The sequence below is a fragment of the Rhodococcus sp. IEGM 1408 genome (assembly GCF_033142235.1).
GTDB lineage: Bacteria > Actinomycetota > Actinomycetes > Mycobacteriales > Mycobacteriaceae > Dietzia.
In genome coordinates this window covers 148,698-166,534 of sequence record NZ_JAWLRW010000003.1, presented here as the reverse complement: position 1 = coordinate 166,534, position 17,837 = coordinate 148,698, and the positions used below count along the sequence as shown (strand labels likewise).

10 protein-coding genes and 1 tRNA gene are annotated in these 17,837 nt (G+C 71.7%); 5 read left to right on the top strand and 6 right to left on the bottom strand.

The window, feature by feature from the left end:
* The first annotated feature begins 54 nt into the window (after positions 1-54).
* The 3 genes from R4P08_RS06020 to R4P08_RS06010 all read left to right on the top strand — a co-directional run bounded on the left by R4P08_RS06020 (position 55) and on the right by R4P08_RS06010 (position 10,821).
* Complete coding sequence (locus R4P08_RS06020; RefSeq protein ID WP_317812875.1) at positions 55-606, top strand: hypothetical protein; 552 nt, start codon at positions 55-57, stop codon at positions 604-606.
* A gap of 301 nt (positions 607-907) precedes the next feature.
* A complete protein-coding gene (locus R4P08_RS06015) occupies positions 908-10,285 on the top strand; it encodes a polyketide synthase (RefSeq protein ID WP_317812874.1) in 9,378 nt (3,125 codons plus the stop codon).
* Entirely contained in the window at positions 10,282-10,821 is a 540-nt protein-coding gene (locus R4P08_RS06010) for a holo-ACP synthase (protein ID WP_411741168.1), read from the top strand. The genes R4P08_RS06015 and R4P08_RS06010 overlap by 4 nt, the downstream gene beginning before the upstream one ends.
* Before the next feature lie 154 nt (positions 10,822-10,975).
* On the opposite strand, the gene R4P08_RS06005 is transcribed toward R4P08_RS06010, so the two are convergent.
* On the bottom strand, positions 10,976-11,701 hold the full coding sequence (locus R4P08_RS06005) for a TetR/AcrR family transcriptional regulator (protein ID WP_317812871.1): 726 nt from the start codon (positions 11,699-11,701) through the stop codon (positions 10,976-10,978).
* 8 nt (positions 11,702-11,709) lie between these two features.
* Entirely contained in the window at positions 11,710-12,210 is a 501-nt protein-coding gene (locus R4P08_RS06000; RefSeq protein WP_317812870.1) for a peroxiredoxin, read from the bottom strand.
* 148 nt (positions 12,211-12,358) lie between these two features.
* On the opposite strand from R4P08_RS06000, the gene R4P08_RS05995 reads away from it, so the two are divergent.
* Positions 12,359-12,631 (top strand): DUF3618 domain-containing protein, encoded by a 273-nt coding sequence (locus tag R4P08_RS05995; protein WP_317812869.1) that lies wholly within the window; start codon positions 12,359-12,361, stop codon positions 12,629-12,631.
* Positions 12,632-12,717: 86 nt separating this feature from the next.
* Here the strand turns inward: R4P08_RS05995 and R4P08_RS05990 are convergent.
* Positions 12,718-12,790 (bottom strand) — tRNA-Lys (locus R4P08_RS05990).
* A gap of 201 nt (positions 12,791-12,991) precedes the next feature.
* On the opposite strand from R4P08_RS05990, the gene R4P08_RS05985 reads away from it, so the two are divergent.
* Positions 12,992-14,224 carry an Ig-like domain-containing protein gene (locus R4P08_RS05985; protein ID WP_317812868.1) on the top strand — a complete coding sequence of 411 codons (1,233 nt, stop codon included), beginning with the start codon at positions 12,992-12,994 and terminating at the stop codon, positions 14,222-14,224.
* A gap of 1 nt (position 14,225) precedes the next feature.
* On the opposite strand, the gene efeB is transcribed toward R4P08_RS05985, so the two are convergent.
* From efeB to efeU, 3 genes are read right to left on the bottom strand one after another with little or no spacing between them, the layout of a single operon-like run.
* Complete coding sequence (gene efeB, locus R4P08_RS05980; protein ID WP_317812867.1) at positions 14,226-15,560, bottom strand: iron uptake transporter deferrochelatase/peroxidase subunit; 1,335 nt, start codon at positions 15,558-15,560, stop codon at positions 14,226-14,228.
* A 1-nt stretch (position 15,561) separates the two neighbouring features.
* Positions 15,562-16,752 carry an iron uptake system protein EfeO gene (efeO, locus tag R4P08_RS05975; protein WP_317812866.1) on the bottom strand — a complete coding sequence of 397 codons (1,191 nt, stop codon included), beginning with the start codon at positions 16,750-16,752 and terminating at the stop codon, positions 15,562-15,564.
* Positions 16,749-17,678 carry an iron uptake transporter permease EfeU gene (gene efeU, locus R4P08_RS05970; RefSeq protein ID WP_317812865.1) on the bottom strand — a complete coding sequence of 310 codons (930 nt, stop codon included), beginning with the start codon at positions 17,676-17,678 and terminating at the stop codon, positions 16,749-16,751. The genes efeO and efeU overlap by 4 nt, the downstream gene beginning before the upstream one ends.
* Positions 17,679-17,837: the final 159 nt, after the last annotated feature.

Sequence of the window (17,837 nt, the reverse complement as noted above, 5' to 3'; positions counted from 1 at the left end):
TTTCGACGCATGCGCTGCGTCCATTCGTGTGACACGTGAGGCTACGTTGGACTTATGAGAGTAGACGGTGCACATGGAGCAGTCACGCGTGGATTCGCGGCGGCTGCGCTCGCCGTCATGGTGACCGGGGCCACGACGATCGTGGCCGCCCCGATAGGCGCTGCACCGGCTGATTCCGGCCCCTCGATCGCCGGCCCGGCGAACTCGGGGGTCGTGGTGGTCTCGGACCCGACGCCGTCCGAGGTGGTGCGGGACACCGGCTCGTGGATCTCACACGGGTACACGCTCGACCTGTGGTCCGACGGGACCGGGGCGTTCTCCGTATGGCGTGGCGCGTTCGACGGGACCAGGGTCCGGCTCCGGCTCATTCCGGCTCCGGGCGCGGCCACCGTCGCCGAGGTGACCTCGGTCGAGGTGGTGGGCGCCGGAGCGCTCGGCGCGGACGAGGAGCCCGGGGTGGGCGGCCTGGTCACGATCATGTTCGGCGACGAGGTACGCAACGCGCACGTCGAGTGGTCGTCCGGCCCGCGTCGGTTGGCCGCTGATCTGTGCCCCGCGACAGGGCTCGACGCCGCCCGGATGGCGACCCTCCGGTGCGGCGCCTGACGGTTTCCGCCCGGGGACGACACGCCGTCGCCCCGCCCCGCTCCTGAGATAGCGGTAACGATTAGGTAACGGCGCCCTCGCGAGACCTGAGGGCTTCCTCACCTGTGGATATGAGGGACCCCTCAGCTCGAAATTGTGACGGGCCTCACTGCGGGGTGGTGCGGGCGCGCCCCCGAACGGGTCACTTGAATGCCGTCAAGCTGAGGGGGGCCTCAGGTTTATATGGCATTCTTTGCGCATCGCCGGATCACCAACCAGGTCTCGGCAGTTGATGTCCCCGAAGTACCAAGGAGTTCCCCACGTGACGATCGATGACCGCGACCTCACCCCCCGCTCGTTCGAGACCGGAACTGCAGGCACCCGCTCGACCCGCGCGTTGGCGGACGAACTGCGTGAGGGAACGGCCTACGCGCTCGCCTTCGGAGGTCAGGGGATCGCGTGGCGCGACGCCCTGAGCGACCTCATCGACGGGACCGGGATCGGCCCCGAACTCCAGAGCCTCGTGGACTCCGCAGCCGCGCTCACGGAGTCGGTGCACGACGAGATCGCGGTGGTCCGCACGCACGGATTCCGCCCCATCGAGTGGGCCAACACCACCACGGGCGAGGACGAGGACCACGGCGACCTCCCCGACGACGCCTCACTCTCGTCCGCGGCGGTCTCCCTCCCGGCCGTCCTGCTCACGCAGATCGGCGCTGTCCGGGCGCTGGCCGCTGAGGGCTTCAACGTCAACGACACCGCCCCCGCCGCGGTCGTCGGACACTCGCAGGGCATCCTCGCGGTGGAGTCGGTCGAGACCTTCGGTTCGCTGGACGACCGCCTCCTGGCCGTCGCCGAGCTCATCGGTGCCGCCGCGACGCTCGTGGGACGACGCGTGGGTCTGTTCCGCCGCGGTGAGGTCAGCCCCATGATGGGCGTGTCGGGGATCGACGGCGAGGAGCTGCGCGCCCTCGTCGCCGAGCTGTTCTCCGAGCTCGACCCCTCGCTCCGTCCGTCGGTCTCCATCCGCAACGCGCAGCGCCGCCATGTCGTGGTGGGCCGCCCGGACGACCTCGAGGACCTGCGACGCCACTGCGCCGACCTCGAGGCCGAGTCCCGTCGTCGTCGTGAGGCCAAGCTCACCGGCGGCGAGGTGTTCGCCCCCGTCTTCGACCCCCTCGACGTGGAGGTCGGGTTCCACCATCCGGCGATGGCCCCCGCCGTGGACGTGGTCTACCGCTGGGCCGGCCGCTGCGGCCTCGACGCTGATCGTGCCGCCTCGCTGGCCCGCCAGGTCTTCGCCGAGCCGGTCGACTGGGTCGAGGAGATGGCCGAGGCGCTGCACTCCGGCGCCGACTGGATCCTCGACATGGGCCCGGGCGAGGCCCTGTCCCGCCTCAACCGCTCGGTCGTCCGTGGCCAGGGCGTCGGCGTGATCGCGGCCGCCACCCGCGGCGGACTGCGCAACCTGTTCACCCCGGGCGCCACCCCGGCGATCGAGCGCCCCTGGACCGCCTTCCAGCCCCAGCTCATCACCCTCCCCGACGGCAGCGTCCACGTGGAGACCTCGTTCACCCGCCTGACCGGCTGCTCGCCGATCCTCCTGGCCGGGATGACCCCGACCACCGTCGACCCCGAGATCGTCGCCGCGGCGGCCAACGCCGGCCACTGGGCCGAGCTCGCCGGTGGCGGGCAGGTCACCGAGTCGATCTTCGCCGAGAACACCGCGCGACTGGCCGAGCTCCTCGAGCCCGGCCGCAGCGCCCAGTTCAACTCCCTCTTCCTCGACCCGTACCTGTGGAAGCTGCAGGTAGGCGGTAAGCGGCTCGTCCAGAAGGCCCGCGCCGCGGGCATCCCGTTCGACGGCGTGATCGTGACCGCCGGCATCCCCGAGCTGGACGAGTCCGTGGCTCTGATCGAGGAGCTCACCGAGGCCGGACTGCGCCACGTGAGCTTCAAACCGGGCACCGTCGCGCAGATCCGCCAGGTCGTGCGGATCGCCGCCGAGGTTCCGCACATGCCCGTGATCGTGCAGGTCGAGGGCGGGCGCGCCGGCGGCCACCACTCGTGGGAGGACCTCGACGCCCTCCTGCTGGCCACCTACCCGATGCTGCGTGACCGGCCCAACGTGGTCCTGTGTGTCGGCGGCGGGATCGGCACCCCCGAGCGGGCCGCCGACTACCTCACCGGCTCGTGGGCCAACGCCCACGGCTACCCGGCCATGCCCGTCGACGGCATCCTCGTGGGCACCGCCGCGATGGCCACCCTCGAGGCCACCACCAGCCCGCAGGTCAAGCAGCTCCTCGTGGACACCGTCGGCGTGGACCACTGGGTGGGTGCCGGCCAGGCCGAGGGCGGCATGGCCTCCGGCCGCAGCCAGCTCGGCGCCGACATCCACGAGATCGACAACACGGCCGCCCGCACCGGGCGCCTCCTCGACGAGGTCGCCGGCGACGCCGAGGCCGTGGCCGCGCGGCGCGACGAGATCATCGCCGCGATCAACGGGACCGCCAAGCCGTACTTCGGTGACCTCGAGACCATGACCTACGAGCAGTGGCTGCGCCGCTTCGCGGAACTGTCGCTCGCCCCCGATCCTGCCGCCGGTACCGCCTCCGAGGCGGTTGCAGGCGACGCCGGTTCGGTGTGGCTCGACCCCACCATCCGTGAGCGCTTCCACCGCATGGTCCAGCGCACGGAGGCCCGCCTGGACGCCGTCGACACCGGCCGCATCGTCTCGGCCTTCCCCCGCGTCGAGTCGATGGAGCGTCCCGCCGAGGTCGTCGACGCCCTCGCGGCGCGCTACCCGATGCTGGCCACCGCCACGCTGCACCCCGCCGACGCCGCCGAGTTCCTGGACATCTGTCGGATGCCGGGTAAGCCCGTGACGTTCGTGCCGGTCATCGACGGCGACGTCCGCCGCTGGTGGCGCTCGGACTCCCTGTGGCAGGCGCACGACGCCCGCTACGACGCCGATGCCGTCTGCGTCATCCCCGGCACCACCGCGGTCGCCGGCATCACCCGGGTCGACGAGCCGGTCGGCGACCTGCTCGACCGCTTCGAGTCCGCCACGGTCGATCGTGTCCGCGGCTACCTGCCCTCCACCGAGGCCGTGACCGGCCGTCGTCGTGGCACCGTGACCACCGCGCAGGGACCTGTCGCGGACATCCTCAACGCCCCCGACGTCTCGTGGGCGGGCCGCCTCGTGGTGAGCCCGATCCACCGGCTGGGCGTGCTCCACGCCTGGGAGATCGACTCAGAGGGCGTCGGCCGCCACCCGGTCTCCGGCGCCGTGCTGACCCCGGCCGCCGACGGACGCACGGTCGACCTGACCCTGCCCATCGGCCCCACCCGGATGACCATCACCCTCACCCGCGGTGACGCGGTGGCCACGGGTGCCGCCCCGGTCGTGACCGACGAGGCCGCCGAGTCCGCGATGCGCACGCTGCTGAGCACCGCGGCCGGTGTCGGCCGCGGTGGCGCCGGCGGCTCCGTGATCGAGACCCTGCCCGAGGTCAGCGGCGGCGCCGCCACCGCGCGGTTCACCTTCGAGCCCACCCTCGCCACCGACCACACCGGCGTCACGGCCGGCAGCCTGCCCACCTCGCTCATCGCCTCGGCCGCCGTCCCGGACGCCCTCGTGGGCGCGGCCTGGCCCGCGGTGTTCGCGGTCCTCGGGGCGGCTCGTCGCCCGCGCGGCGGCGGAACAGTGGTCGAGGGACTGCTGGACCTCGTCCACCTGGATCACGGGGTCCGCATGCACGCGGCGCTGCCGACCAGGGCGACCGACCTCGCCGTCGTCGCCCGGTCCGGCGGCGTCCGCGACACCGACCTCGGCCGCGTGGTCGAGGTGTCGGTCGAGGTCTCGACCGTCGCCGCCGACGGGGAGCGCGCACCCCTGTGCACCCTGTCCGAGCGGTTCGCGATCCGCGGCCGCACCGGTCGCTCCGAGGTGGGGGACCCCCGCCCGGCCGGCGGTGCCCTGGTCAACGCCGAGGGCGGAACCGTCACCCCGGCCGAGACCTCGCGCCAGCAGCGGGTCTCCACCTCGCTCATCGCGCCGCACGACATGACCGCGTTCGCGCTGGTCTCCGGCGACCACAACCCGATCCACGTCTCCGGCACCGCGGCCGACCTGGCGGGCCTGGGCGGCGTGATCGTCCACGGCATGTGGCTCTCGGCCGCATCGCAGCACGCCGTGCAGTCCTCGGACGGGAAGACCCCCGCCCTGCGGATCTCCGGCTGGACCGCCCGCATGCTCGCCCCGGTCCGCCCCGGCGACCACATCAAGGTCCGCGCCGTCCAGACCGGCCGCCACGCCGGCGGCCAGGTCCTCGAGGTCACGTGCACGGTCGACGGCGCCACCGTCATGGCCGCCACCGCGCTGACCGAGGCCCCGCGCACCGTCTACGCCTTCCCCGGCCAGGGCATCCAGGCCAAGGGGATGGGCATGGAGGGCCGCACCCGCTGCGCGGCCGCCCGCGAGGTCTGGGACCGCGCCGACAAGCACACCCGCTCCGAGCTCGGCTTCTCGATCCTGGCGCTCGTCCGCGAGAACCCGACCGAGGTCACCGTCCGCGGCACCGTCCACCGTCACCCCGACGGCGTGCTCTACCTGACGCAGTTCACGCAGGTCGCCATGGCCTGCCTGGCGGTCGCCCAGCGCGCCGAGCTCGAAGCCGACGGCCTGTTCACCGACGGCGCCTACTTCGCCGGCCACTCGATCGGCGAGTACGACGCCCTGGCCGCGATCTCCGGCGTGCTGGAGCTCGAACCCCTGCTGGAGATCGTCTTCCAGCGCGGCTCGACCATGCACGAGCTGGTCCCGCGTGATTCGCAGGGCCGTTCCGACTACCGCATGGCCGCGATCCGGCCGTCCCAGATGGGGATCTCCGACGAGGAGGTCGTGGACTGGGTGGCCCGCGTGGCCCGCGAGTCCGGCGAGTTCATCGAGATCGTCAACTACAACCTCGCGGGTTCCCAGTACGCGCTCGCCGGCACCGTCGCCGGCTGCGCGGCGCTGGAGAAGGCCGTGAACCGCGAGCTCGAGATCTCGGGCGGCAAGAACGCCTTCATCCTTGTCCCGGGCATCGACGTGCCGTTCCACTCCACCGTCCTGCGCGGCGGCGTCCCGGACTTCCGGGCCACCCTCGACGCGCTGATCCCGGAGGACATCGACATCTCGGTGCTCGTGGGTCGGTACATCCCGAACCTCGTGCCGCGCCTGTTCAGCCTCGAGCGGGACTTCGTGCAGGAGATCGCCGACCTCGTGCCGGCCGACGCCCTCGCCGAGGTCCTGGCCAACTGGGACGCCTGGGCGGCCACGCCGGTCGCCCTGGGCCGCCTGCTCCTGGTGGAGTTGCTGGCCTGGCAGTTCGCCAGCCCGGTCCGCTGGATCGAGACCCAGGCGCTGCTCTTCACGCCCATCGAGCGCGGCGGACTCGGCATCGAGCAGTTCGTCGAGGTCGGTGTGGCCAACGCCCCGACCGTGGCGAACCTCGCCTCCAAGACCCTCGACCTGCCCACGCACCGGGGCCCCCGCGCCCAGGTCCTCAACGTGGAGCGCGATTCCGCGACGCTGTACGGCACCCAGCCGCCGAGCGTCGACGAGTCGGTCGACGACGAGGTGGGCGGCGGCGACGCGTCCGCCGGAACCACCCCCGCGGCTGCCGACAAGGCAGCCCCCACAGACCCCGCACCGGCCGTCAACACCCCCGGCACGGCCGGTGCGGACCGATCAGAATCCGCGGCTCCCGCCGCGACCGCAGCACCCGGCGCGCCCCGCCCGGACGACCTGGACTTCGGCGCCCCCGCGGCCACCCGCATGCTGGTGGCCCTGCGCACCAAGGTCCGTCCCGAGCAGATCGTGCCCGGCGACTCCATCGAGACGCTGTGCGACGGCGTCTCCTCGCGCCGCAACCAGCTGCTGCTGGACCTGGGCACCGAGCTGAGCCTCGGCGCCATCGACGGCGCGGCGGAGGCGGACTTCCCGACCCTGGCCGGCCAGGTCTCGCGCCTGGCCCGGGGTTACGCCCCCTTCGGCCCCGTCCTGTCCGACGCCGTCGGTGAGGCGCTGCGCGCGGTCCTCGGCCGTGCGGGCAAGCGGGCCGCCTACATCACCGACCGGGTGACCGGCCCCTGGGAGCTCGGCACCGGCTGGGCGCAGCACGTCACCGCCGAGATCGCCCTCGGCACCCGCGACGGCGCCTCGATCCGTGGCGGCGACCTCGCCTCCCTCGACGCCGCCGGCGTCAAGGACGTGGCCGGTCTCGACGCGCTCATCGACGCCGCCGTCCGGTCGGTCGGTTCGGCCAACGGCATCGCCGTGGCCATGCCGTCCTCCGGCGCCGGCGGCGGCGCGACCGTCGACGCCGCCGCACTGAACGACTTCGCCGACGGGGTCATCGGCCCCGACGGTGTCCTCGCGGAGGCCGCCCGCGGCCTGCTGACCCGGCTCGGTCACCTCGAGCCGGACGCTGTGGACCTGCTCGCCGAGGCGGACCCGGACTCCGAGCTCGCCGACCTCGTCACCTCGGAGCTCGGCTCCGACTGGCGCCGCGTGGTGGCCCCGGCCTTCGACTCCGGCCGCGCCGTCCTGATGGACGACCGCTGGGCCTCGGCGCGCGAGGACCTGGCCCGGCTCTGGACCCGGAGCGACGTCCCCGCCGATGCCGCGGAGGCCTTCCGCGGTGCGGGCGAGATCGTCGCGGACCAGGCCCGCTGGTGGGCCGAGCGGGCGACCGGCGCACGCCGGGACGCCCTGGCGATCGCCTACCGGGAGATCGCCGAGACGGCCCGTGAGGAGTTCGTCGGCGAGTACGCGAGCGACGTCGCCGTCGTCACCGGTTCCGGCAAGGGCTCCATCGCCGCGGCCGTCACCGGGCGGCTCCTCGCGGGAGGGGCCACCGTGGTGGCCACCACCTCCAACCTGGACCAGTCCAAGCTGGCCTTCTTCAAGGACCTCTACCGCTCCAACGCCCGCGGTGGCGCGGCGCTGTGGGTCCTGCCGGCCAACCTGACCTCCTACTCGGACGTCGACGCGCTGGTCGAGTGGGTCGGATCCGAGCACGCCGAGTCGGCCGGTGCCCAGACCACCGTCCTCAAGGCTCCGCTCACCCCGACCCTGCTCTTCCCGTTCGCCGCACCCCGCGTCCAGGGCTCGATGGCCGACGCCGGCCCGCGGGCCGAGACCGAGATGCGCGTCCTGCTGTGGGGCGTGGAGAAGCTCGTGGCCGGGCTCGGCGCGATCGGCGCCGACACCGACGTCGACTCCCGCCTGCACGTGGTGCTGCCGGGCTCGCCCAACCGCGGGATCTTCGGCGGCGACGGCGCCTACGGCGAGGCCAAGGCCGCGCTGGACGCGATGATCGCCAAGTGGAGCTCCGAGAAGTCCTGGTCCGAGCGCGTGACGTTCGTCCACGCGATCATCGGCTGGGTCCGGGGCACCGGGCTGATGGGCCACAACGACCCGCTCGTCGAGGCCGTCGAGGCCGCGGGCGTGTCCACCTGGTCCACCGCCGGGATCGCCACCGAGCTGTTGAACCAGTGCACCCCCGACACCCGTCGGGACGCCGGTGACGCTCCCGTCACCGTCGACCTCACGGGCGGGCTCGGCACCGCCGACCTGGACATGTCCGCGCTCGCCGCGGACCGTCCGACCGCGGTGACCGATGCCGCGGAGGAGGACGCGATCGGTACCATCGCGGCCCTGCCGTCGCCGCAGCTCGTGGCCTCGGACGAGCGCCCCGAGTGGGGCGAGGTCACGCAGAGCCTCGAGGACATGGTCGTGATCGTGGGCGCCGGCGAGGTCGGTCCCTACGGCAGCGCCCGCACCCGCTTCGAGGTGGAGACCACCGGCGACCTCAGCGCCGCCGGCGTGGTCGAGCTGGCCTGGTCGACCGGCCTGATCGAGTGGGAGGACTCGCCGCGCGCCGGCTGGACCGTCACCGAGACGGGCGACCCGATCGCCGAGTCCGAGATCGCCGAGCGCTTCCACGACGAGGTCCTGGCCCGCGTGGGCGTGCGGCGCTACGCCGACGACTCGCGCGCCGAGATGTTCGCAGGCGCCGCGCCGCAGCTCACCTCGGTGTTCCTGCCGGAGGACCTGTCCTTCGTGGTGGACGACGAGCAGCAGGCCCGCCTGTACCTCTCGGCTGACCCGGAGAACACGGTGGTCACCCGGAACGCCGACGGCGACTGGTTGGTCACCCGCAAGGCCGGCACCGAGATCCGCGTGCCGCGCCGCGCCACGCTCACCCGGGTTGTCGGTGGGCAGATCCCCACCGGCTTCGACCCGACGGCCTGGGGCATCCCGGCCGACATGGTCTCCGGGATCGACCGGGTGGCCGCCTGGAACCTCGTGGCCACCGTGGACGCGTTCATCTCCTCCGGCTTCACCCCGGCCGAGCTGCTGGCCCATGTGCACCCGTCCGACGTGGCCAACACCCAGGGCACGGGCATGGGCGGCATGACCAGCATGAGGTCGCTGTACATCGACGGCATCCTGGGCCGCAGCCGCGCCAACGACACCCTGCAGGAGGCGCTGCCCAACGTGGTGGCCGCGCACGTCATGCAGTCCTACGTCGGTGGCTACGGCTCGATGGTCCACCCGGTGGCGGCCTGCGCCACCACCGCGGTGAGCGTCGAGGAGGGCTTTGACAAGATCCGCGCCGGCAAGGCCGAGTTCGTGGTGGCCGGCGGGTTCGACGACCTGTCGACCGAGGGCATCCAGGGCTTCGCCGACATGTCCGCGACCGCCGACTCCGCCGCGATGGCGGCCAAGGGGATCGACGAGCGCCACTACAGCCGGGCCAACGACCGGCGTCGCGGTGGGTTCGTGGAGTCGCAGGGCGGCGGCACCATCCTGCTCGCCCGCGGCGACGTGGCGGCCCGCATGGGTCTGCCGGTCCACGGTGTGGTGGCCTGGGCGGGCTCGTACGCCGACGGTGCGCACACCTCGATCCCGGCACCGGGGCTCGGCGCCCTGGGCGCCGGCCGGGGCGGCAAGCGGTCACGGCTGGCCCGGGGGCTGGCCGAGCTCGGCCTGACCGCCGACGACGTGAATGTGGTGAGCAAGCACGACACCTCGACCAAGGCCAACGACCCCAACGAGTCGGATCTGCACGAGCGGCTCGCGGCGGCCATCGGCCGCTCGGACGGCAACCCGCTGTTCGTCGTGTCACAGAAGTCGCTCACCGGACACGCCAAGGGCGGCGCCGCGGCGTTCCAGCTCATCGGCCTGACCCAGATGCTGCGCTCGGGGACGCTGCCCCCGAACCGGGCCCTGGACTGCGTCGACGACGTGCTGGATCACCACCCGCACCTGGTGTGGCTGCGGGAGGCCCTGCAGTTGGGCGGCGACCTGCCGCTCAAGGCCGGCGTGCTCACCTCGCTGGGCTTCGGCCACGTGTCCGGCCTCATCGCCGTCACCCACCCCGAGGCGTTCCACCGCGCGGTGGCCGCGCAGCTGGGCGAGCAGGAGTCGGAGCGGATCCGCGAGGCCGCGATCGCGCGGGAGCGCGAGGGCGCCCGGCGCCGGACCGACGGCATCTACGGCGGGGAATCCCTCTACAGCCGTCCGGAGTCGCGTCGACTGGGCGAGGGAACCGCCGACGAGGTCAAGGACCGCGAGGCCGCCATGCTGCTGGACCCCGCGGCTCGGATCGACGCCGACGGCGTGCTCGCGGCCAGCGACTGGCAGTGAGCCCAGCGGTGAGGGGCGTCGGGGTCGACATAGTCGACCTCGGCGCCTTCGCCGCGTCCCTGGCCGAGCCGGGGACGCGGTTCACCGGCGCATTCTCCGCCACCGAGCGACGGCAGTGCCGCGAGCGTGCCGAGGCCCGGGGGGCCGGCCGCGGCGCGGACACAGCGGGTGCCGACGGGCCGGGTGCGGGCACTTCGTCGTCGTCATCTGGTCAGGCCCACCATCAGGCCACCCACCCGACCCATCATCAGGCCCGTCACCTGGCCGCCCGGTGGGCGGTCAAGGAGGCCGTGGTCAAGGCCTGGTCGGCCGCGCTCTACGGCACGCCCCCGCCGATCGCCCCGGACCTGCTGGTCTGGTCCGAGATCGAGACCGTCTGCGACGCGTGGGGCCGCCCCTCGGTGCGACTGAGCGGGGAGGTCGCGCGGCAGGTCTCCGCGACGGTGGGGGAGGGCGCCCGCTGGAACGTCTCCCTGAGCCACGACGGCGGATCGGCCGTGGCGTTCGTGGTGCTCGAGGGCCCGGCGACCGGCTAGCGGGCGGCTCTCTCCCGGTCGGCGGACTCCACCAGTTGGCGCCCTCCATCGGTTGGCGTCGTCCTTCAGTTGGCGGACAGGATGCGCGTTCCGAGGCCGATTTCCCGCCACTGGTGTCCGCCAACCTCCGGCGGGGTCGAGCGGGCCCGCGGGATCAGTCGGCCTGGGCTTCCTTCTCCGCCAGCCAGAGGTACGCGGTGAGCATCCGCTTGAGCTCGGTGACGGTGGCGTCGTGGATGTCCTCGCCCGTGGCCGAACCGGCGCTGACGGAGAAGTTGAGCATCGAGTAGGCCACGTGGACCAGTACCTCGGCCATGAACGCGCGACGCTCACGCTCGGTCGACGGCATGAGCGGGGCGAGCACGCTGGCGATCATCCGGGCCAGCTCGCGCTCGTTGACCGCGGCCGTGGCGCGGGTGGCAGGGGTGGCCTGCGTGGCCAGCCACACCGCGCGCCGGGAGGGGTCGAGATGCCAGAGGTCGGCCAGGTGGTCGACGAAGTCGTTGAGCAGCTCGGGCCAGTCCAGCGCGGGGATCTTCTGCGCGAAGCGCTCGATCTCCTCGATGACCCCGTGGGCGTCCTGACGGTCCAGCTCGCAGACCAGGACGTACTTGTTGGCGAAGAACTGATACAGCGTCCCGATGGGCACGCCCGCCCGGGACGCGACCTCTTCACACGTGAACGAGTCGAACCCCACCTCCACCAGCACCTCGCGGGCCGACGACAGCAGGGCCACGAACTTGCGGCGGCTGCGCTCCTGGATGGGCCGACGGCGGGGGACCAGGATGTTGGGCTCGTGCTGGACGTGCTCGTCGTGGAGGTTCTCGTCCACGGGGCCGCGCGTCGGGTCCGGTGCGCGCTTGGTGGGTTCGGTGGTCATGTGTGGACTCAGCCCTCCACGGGTTGGGGTAGCGCGATGTCGAGCAGCTTGGCGATCATCGCGACGTGCCCCGTGGCGCGGACGTTGTACCTGGCGAGGGAGAGGGTGCCGTCGGCGTCCACGACGAAGGTCGAGCGGATCACGCCCATCACGGTCTTGCCGTAGTTCTTCTTCTCCCCGAACGCGCCCCACTCGGTGAGCATGGTCTTGTCCGGGTCGGAGAGCAGGGGGAACGTGATGTGGTGCTTGTCCCGGAAGCGAGTGAGTTTGGCGGGGGGATCGGGCGAGATGCCGACGACACCGATCCCGGCCTCCTGCAGTTCCTGCAGGGCAGCTTCGAACTCCACGGTCTCCGTGGTGCAGCCCGGCGTCAGCGCCGCCGGGTAGACGTAGACGAGGACGCGGCCATGGGCCTCGAGCAGGCCCGCCAGCGTGGTGGGAGTGCCGTCGGCGTCGGGGAGGGTGAAGGCGGGGGCGGTCTGGCCCACGTCGAGCCGTGGTGTACTCACCGGTGCTCCTGGAGGGGGTCGGGGCGTGGGACGCTCCCAACCTATCCGATGCGTCGCCGCACGGGCGCGGATCCTCGCCGGGTGCAGTAGCGTGGGCGGAGTCCAGAACCCGCGGCTAGCCGCGTGACGAGCGATTGACGGAGGTCTCGTGTCCAGGAGTTACGACAGCATCGAAGGCGACATCGCCAAGGCGCGTGACGATCTCGCGACGACCTTGGACGAGATCATCGACCGGGTCAACCCCAAGAACCTCGCGTCGGAGGGTAAAGAGAAGGCCACGGCCGCTCTGCAGGATCCCCGGGTCCTCGCGGTCCTCGGCGGCATCGCGGCGCTGGTCATCGGCGGAGTCGCGTTCTCCGCCGCCAGGAAGCGCAAGGAGCGTCAGCGGATCGAGGCCTACCTCGCCGCCAAGCGGGCGTGAGCCCCGGCTGACGGGCCCCCGAGCCCCAGCTGACCAGGCACTACGACGAGAGGCCCTCCCCGACGGGGAGGGCCTCTCGCGTTCTGTGCGGCATCAGGGACTCGAACCCCGAACCCGCTGATTAAGAGTCAGCTGCTCTGCCAATTGAGCTAATGCCGCTTGCTCGGTGCGAGAGAAACACTAACAGGACGACGGCGCCATCACGAAATCGCCAGGTCACGGAGGGGGTGCCCAGATTGTTGACAAGACACCTTTAATCGTTTTGGTATGGAATGCCAGCAATTTCCCAGGCATAATGGTCGGGACATCCCCTCGGTGTCGAACTGCTCCCGAGGGGGAGACGTTCGGAAGGGGCCCTTAGTGAACCTGCGCAACTCGGATCGGACCAGGCGGCGGGCCGGGTATGCCCGGTCGAGAACCCGTCTCGCGCTGTCCGCCGTGTTCGCTGGGACGCTCATGCTCACGGGGTGCACCATCGGCGAGGGTGGCGGTCAGGGTTCCCCGGTCGCCGAGGCGCCGGCCGAGCCGTCCGCGGTGATCGAGCTGTCCGCGCAGGACGGGTCGGCCGAGGCCAACCCGGCCGAGCCGTTCGTGCTCACCGCGAGCGAGGGCACGCTGTCCTCCGTCGTCGTGCGCAACCCGGAGGGCGTCCAGGTCCGGGGAGAGTTCAACCCCGAGCTCACCGAGTGGCGGACGACCGAGGACCTCGGCTACGGCCGCACGTACACGCTGGAGTCCACCGCGACGGACGCGGCCGGCCTGGTCACCCGCAAGAACGCCACCTTCAGCACTCTCACCCCCCGCATCATGACCGCGGCGTATCTCACGACAGGTCAGGGCTCCACGGTCGGGATCGGACAACCCGTGGCCGTGATGTTCGACGAGCCGATCGCGGATCGTCGCGCGGCGCAGGACAAGATCTACGTCAAGACCGAACCCGCGGTCGAGGGAGCTTTCTACTGGGTGTCCGACCAGGAGGTCCGCTGGCGTCCGGCCGAGTACTGGCAGCCCGGTACCAAGATCGATGTGCACGTGGACATCTACGGCCAGGACCTCGGCGGCGGGATGTACGGCCAGGAGGACACGCGCACCGACTTCCAGATCGGCGACGCAGTGATCTCCCGGGTTGACGATTCGACCAAGCAGATCGTGATCGAGCGCAACGGCGAGGTGGTCAAGACCATGCCCACGTCGATGGGCAAGGCCTCCAGTCCGACGCCCAACGGCACCTACGTCATCGGCGAGAAGCACGCCTCGATGATCATGGACTCCTCGACCTACGGCGTGTCCGTGGACTCGGCGGAGGGCTACCGGACCCCGGTGCAGTACGCCACGCGCATGTCCTACAGCGGGATCTTTGTCCACGCGGCGCCCTGGTCGGTCTGGGCGCAGGGCAGCCAGAACACCAGCCACGGTTGCCTCAACGTCACCACGTCCGACGCCAAGTGGTTCTACGACAACGCCCAACGCGGAGACATCTTCGAGGTCACCGGCACGGTCGGCCCCACGCTGCCCGGGTGGGACGGCCTGGGCGACTGGAACGTCCCGTGGGAGACCTGGAAGGCCGGCAACGCGGACGCCGGTTCGGCCTGACCTAGACGGCGCCGGTGAGCAGTCGCTGTCCCACGTAGGTCTCTCCCTCGCGTAGCCCGGGCGGAATCGCGAACACCGAGCTGGTCAGGTGCTGCAGGTACTCGGTGAGCAGATCGAACTGCATCCGGGCCAGCAACGGGGTGAAGTGGCGTCGCGGGTCGCGGACGAACGCGATGAAGAACAGGCCGGCGTCCAGCCGCCCCAGTTCATCCGAGCCGTCGGTGTAGTTGTAGCCGCGGCGGAGCATGTGCACCCCGGCGTTCCGGGTCGGGTGCATGAGGGCGACGTGGCTGGACTCGGGGATCGCCGGTGAGCCGCCCGTCGTGCGCTTGAGGAAGTCGGGGGCGGTGAACTCGTCGCCTCCCGACAGGGGAGCCCCGGACACCTTGTCCCGGCCCACTGAGTTCTCCTGGTCCCGCAGCGGCAGTTCGTCCCACACCTCCATCGTCATCCGGATCTTGCGCGCACACAGGTAGGTTCCGCCGGCCATCCAGTCCGCGGCGTCGTCGCCCTCACCCACCCAGACGAAGTCCCGGAGCAGGTCCTCCTGGTCGCCGCGCAGGGACGCGGTCCCGTCCTTGAGACCGAAGAGATTGCGTGGCGTGACCTGCCCGGCGCCCGTGGACGAGGTCCGTCCGTAGCCGAGCTGCGTCCATCGGACCGTGGCCCACCCGAACGCGATCCGCGTGAGGTTGTGCACGGCGTGCAGCGCCACCAGCGGGTCCTCGGCGCAGGCCTGCACCACGAGGTCGCCTCCGCTCCGGCCGGCGTCGATCTTCTCGGCCGCCATCCGTGGGATGTCCTCGGCCAGTGGGGCGGGCAGTCGGTCGCCCAGCCCGAAGCGGTCGCGGCCCTCCGCGTCCCGGAACAGGGTCCGGCCGAAGCCGAACGTGATGGTGAGACCGGCAGCCTCCAGGTCATAGGCCTCGCCGGTGTCGTCGGGGGGCGCGGACTTGGACACCCGCATCGCGTCGACCGGCAGCCCACTGGTGAGGTTCTCGGCGGCCCGGGTCCACGCGGTGAGCAGGTCGATCAGCGAGTCCCGGTCCCGGGCCGTCACGTCGAACGCGGTCAGGTGCATCTGCTGCTGGGCCGGGGTGGTGACGCCCTGCTGGTGCTCGCCCCGGAAGGGGTACGTCAGCTGGTCGGGCCGGGAGTCGCCGGAGCCGCCGCCGCCCGCCGACACCCGGCCTCCGGCGAATCCGGCCAGTGCACCCACGCCGCCGGCGAGCCCGCCCGCGAGCAGCGTGCGCCGGTTGACCCCGGTGGTCGGCGTGGCCTGCCCCGGGGGTTCCGCACTGTCCGGGCGCGGCGCGCCGGTCGACTCCTGGTCCATGTCAGCCGACGACGACTTCGGTGAGGGTGGCCAGCGGACGGCGCAGCGCGTTGACGGAGTCGGAGAGCTGCTTGCGGTCGGCGTCGTCGAGCTCGGTGAACGGCACGAATCCGTCCTCACCGCTGCGGTAGCCGTCGAGCGTGGAGGAGAGGGACTCGATGCGCGAGTCGATCTCGGCGACCAGCTCCGGGTCCTTCTGTTCGGCGAGATCGCGGACCGTCCCGAAGGCGACCGAGGCGCCCTCCAGGTTGGCCTGGATGTCGTAGAGGTCGGTATGGGAGAAGATCTCCTCCTCGCCGGTGATCTTGGTGGTGGCCACCTCTTCCAGTAAGGCGATGGCGCCGTTGGAGATCTCGTCGAGACTGACCGTGAAGTCGTCGGCGTGCACCAGGTCGTAGAGCTTGCGGGTGTCGCGGTTCAGCCCGTCGGCCATCTCCCGGCCCTGCTCCGGGGTGAGCGCGGTCTCGCCGGCGGGCAGCCACAGGTCCTTCTCGAGCACATGCCACCCGGTCCACGGCTCGCCCAGCTCCTGGGAGTCGGCCTCCCGGAGGTCGAGTGCGGGGTCGATGTCGCCGAACGCCTCGGCGGTGGGCTCGATCCGCTCGAAGTGCATCCGCACTCGGGGGTAGAGCTCCCGGGCCCGGTCCAGGTCGCCGCCCAGGTACGCCGTGGTGAACTCCTCGGTCCTGGTCAGCAGCGCCCCGGTCTGGTCCCTGACATACGCGGTGTAGGCCGTCACGGCCTCGTCGCGCAGGGCCTGCTCGTCCTCGGAGACCGTGACGGGCTCACCGGAGTCGGTCACCGTGAACTCGGTGACCCCCGTGACCTCGCCGACCATGTTGGGCTTGCACGCGGTGTAGTACGTGCCCGGCTCGAGCACGATGGTGAAGTCGGTGGTCGTGCCCGGGCCGAGATTCTCCCGCTCGCCCACGATCCGCAGCTTGTCGGCGGCCAGGACCTCGAACTCGTTGGGCTCGGTCCCCGCGTTGACGAGCGTGAAGCGGGTGGTTCCGGAGGGGGTCTCGACGGCCGACACCGGGCACTCGGCACCGTTGATCGACACCTCGAGCGGCTCCGCGCCCCCGGCCGCCGAGGGGTCGGTGTTGGCAGTGCATCCGGCGAGCACGACGAGCGAGGCGCCGAGGCCGAGTGGGAGCGCGAGGACGGGCCTGCGGAGGACGGTGCGATTCACGGTGTGGTGGCCTTCGTGTCGGTGGGAACGGGCTGTCCGGCGGTGGTCGCCGGGGAATGGTCGGTGACGGTGACGGTGTCGGTGGCAGCGCTGCCGGCCTGCCGGGGTCGGCGGCGGGTGGCGCGGAGGAAGAGCGGGAGGACGACGACGAGGTAGGCGACCCAACCGAACACCTGGAGCCAGGTGGGCATGAGATTGAGGTTCACGATCGCCACGGCCAGCGTGTACGGGACGAGCCCGGCTCCGGAGGTGGGGACCAGGTGCGAGAGGTCATAAGCCCAGTTGCCCCAGCCGGGCAGGACGGAGGCCTCCTGGAGGTCGCCGAGGCCGTAGGAGACGATGCCAGCGGCCACCACGATGAGGAAGATCCCGCTCCACCGGAAGAACGCGCCGATGTCGATGCGGACCGCCCCGGCGTAGATTGCGGCCCCCAGCGCGATGGCGGTGGCGAGGCCGCACACCACGGCGACGGCGGGGACGGCCGCCGAGGTCGTCATGGTGGAGCGCGTGGTGGCCCAGACGAACATCGCGGTCTCGAGCGACTCCCGACCCACCGCGAGCAGGGCGATCCACACGATGCCGCTTCCGCCCCTGTCCACAGCGCCGGCGAGCGACGTCTCCAGCCCCGCCTTCTGGCTGGCCGCGTGCTTGCCCATCCACAGGATCATCCAGGTGATCATGGCCACCGCGAGGAGGCTGAGCGTGCCGCCGAGGACCTCCTGGGCGGCGAAGGTCATCGTGTACGGACCCCACGTCATGAACGCGCCCGCGGCCAGCGGAACGAGGGCGGCCACGAGGACGCCCGCCCAGAGCCGCGGGAGGAGGTCCCGGCGGCCGATCTTGACGAGGTACGCCACGAGGATGCCCACGACCAGGGCCGCTTCGAGCCCTTCACGGAGGGCGATGAGGAAGTTGGCGAGGAACACGGGCGGCCTGGATTCTTATCGGGTTCCGGGTCGCGTGGCGCGGTCCGGGTGCGAGGTCGACCCGCACAATTAGGCGAGCCTTCCCTTGCTTTGCGTGCGGAGGAAGTATTACCTGTCTCCCACCTCGATGCAATAGCGCCCCGGAGCGCAGGACGGGAG

Bases quoted from the DNA above. Each gene is read 5' to 3' on its own strand.
- R4P08_RS06020 (WP_317812875.1), top strand. From the start codon at position 55: ATGAGAGTAGACGGTGCACATGGAGCAGTCACGCGTGGATTCGCGGCG.
- efeB (WP_317812867.1), bottom strand. From the start codon at position 15,560: ATGGACCAGGAGTCGACCGGCGCGCCGCGCCCGGACAGTGCGGAACCC.
- R4P08_RS06005 (WP_317812871.1), bottom strand. From the start codon at position 11,701: ATGACCACCGAACCCACCAAGCGCGCACCGGACCCGACGCGCGGCCCC.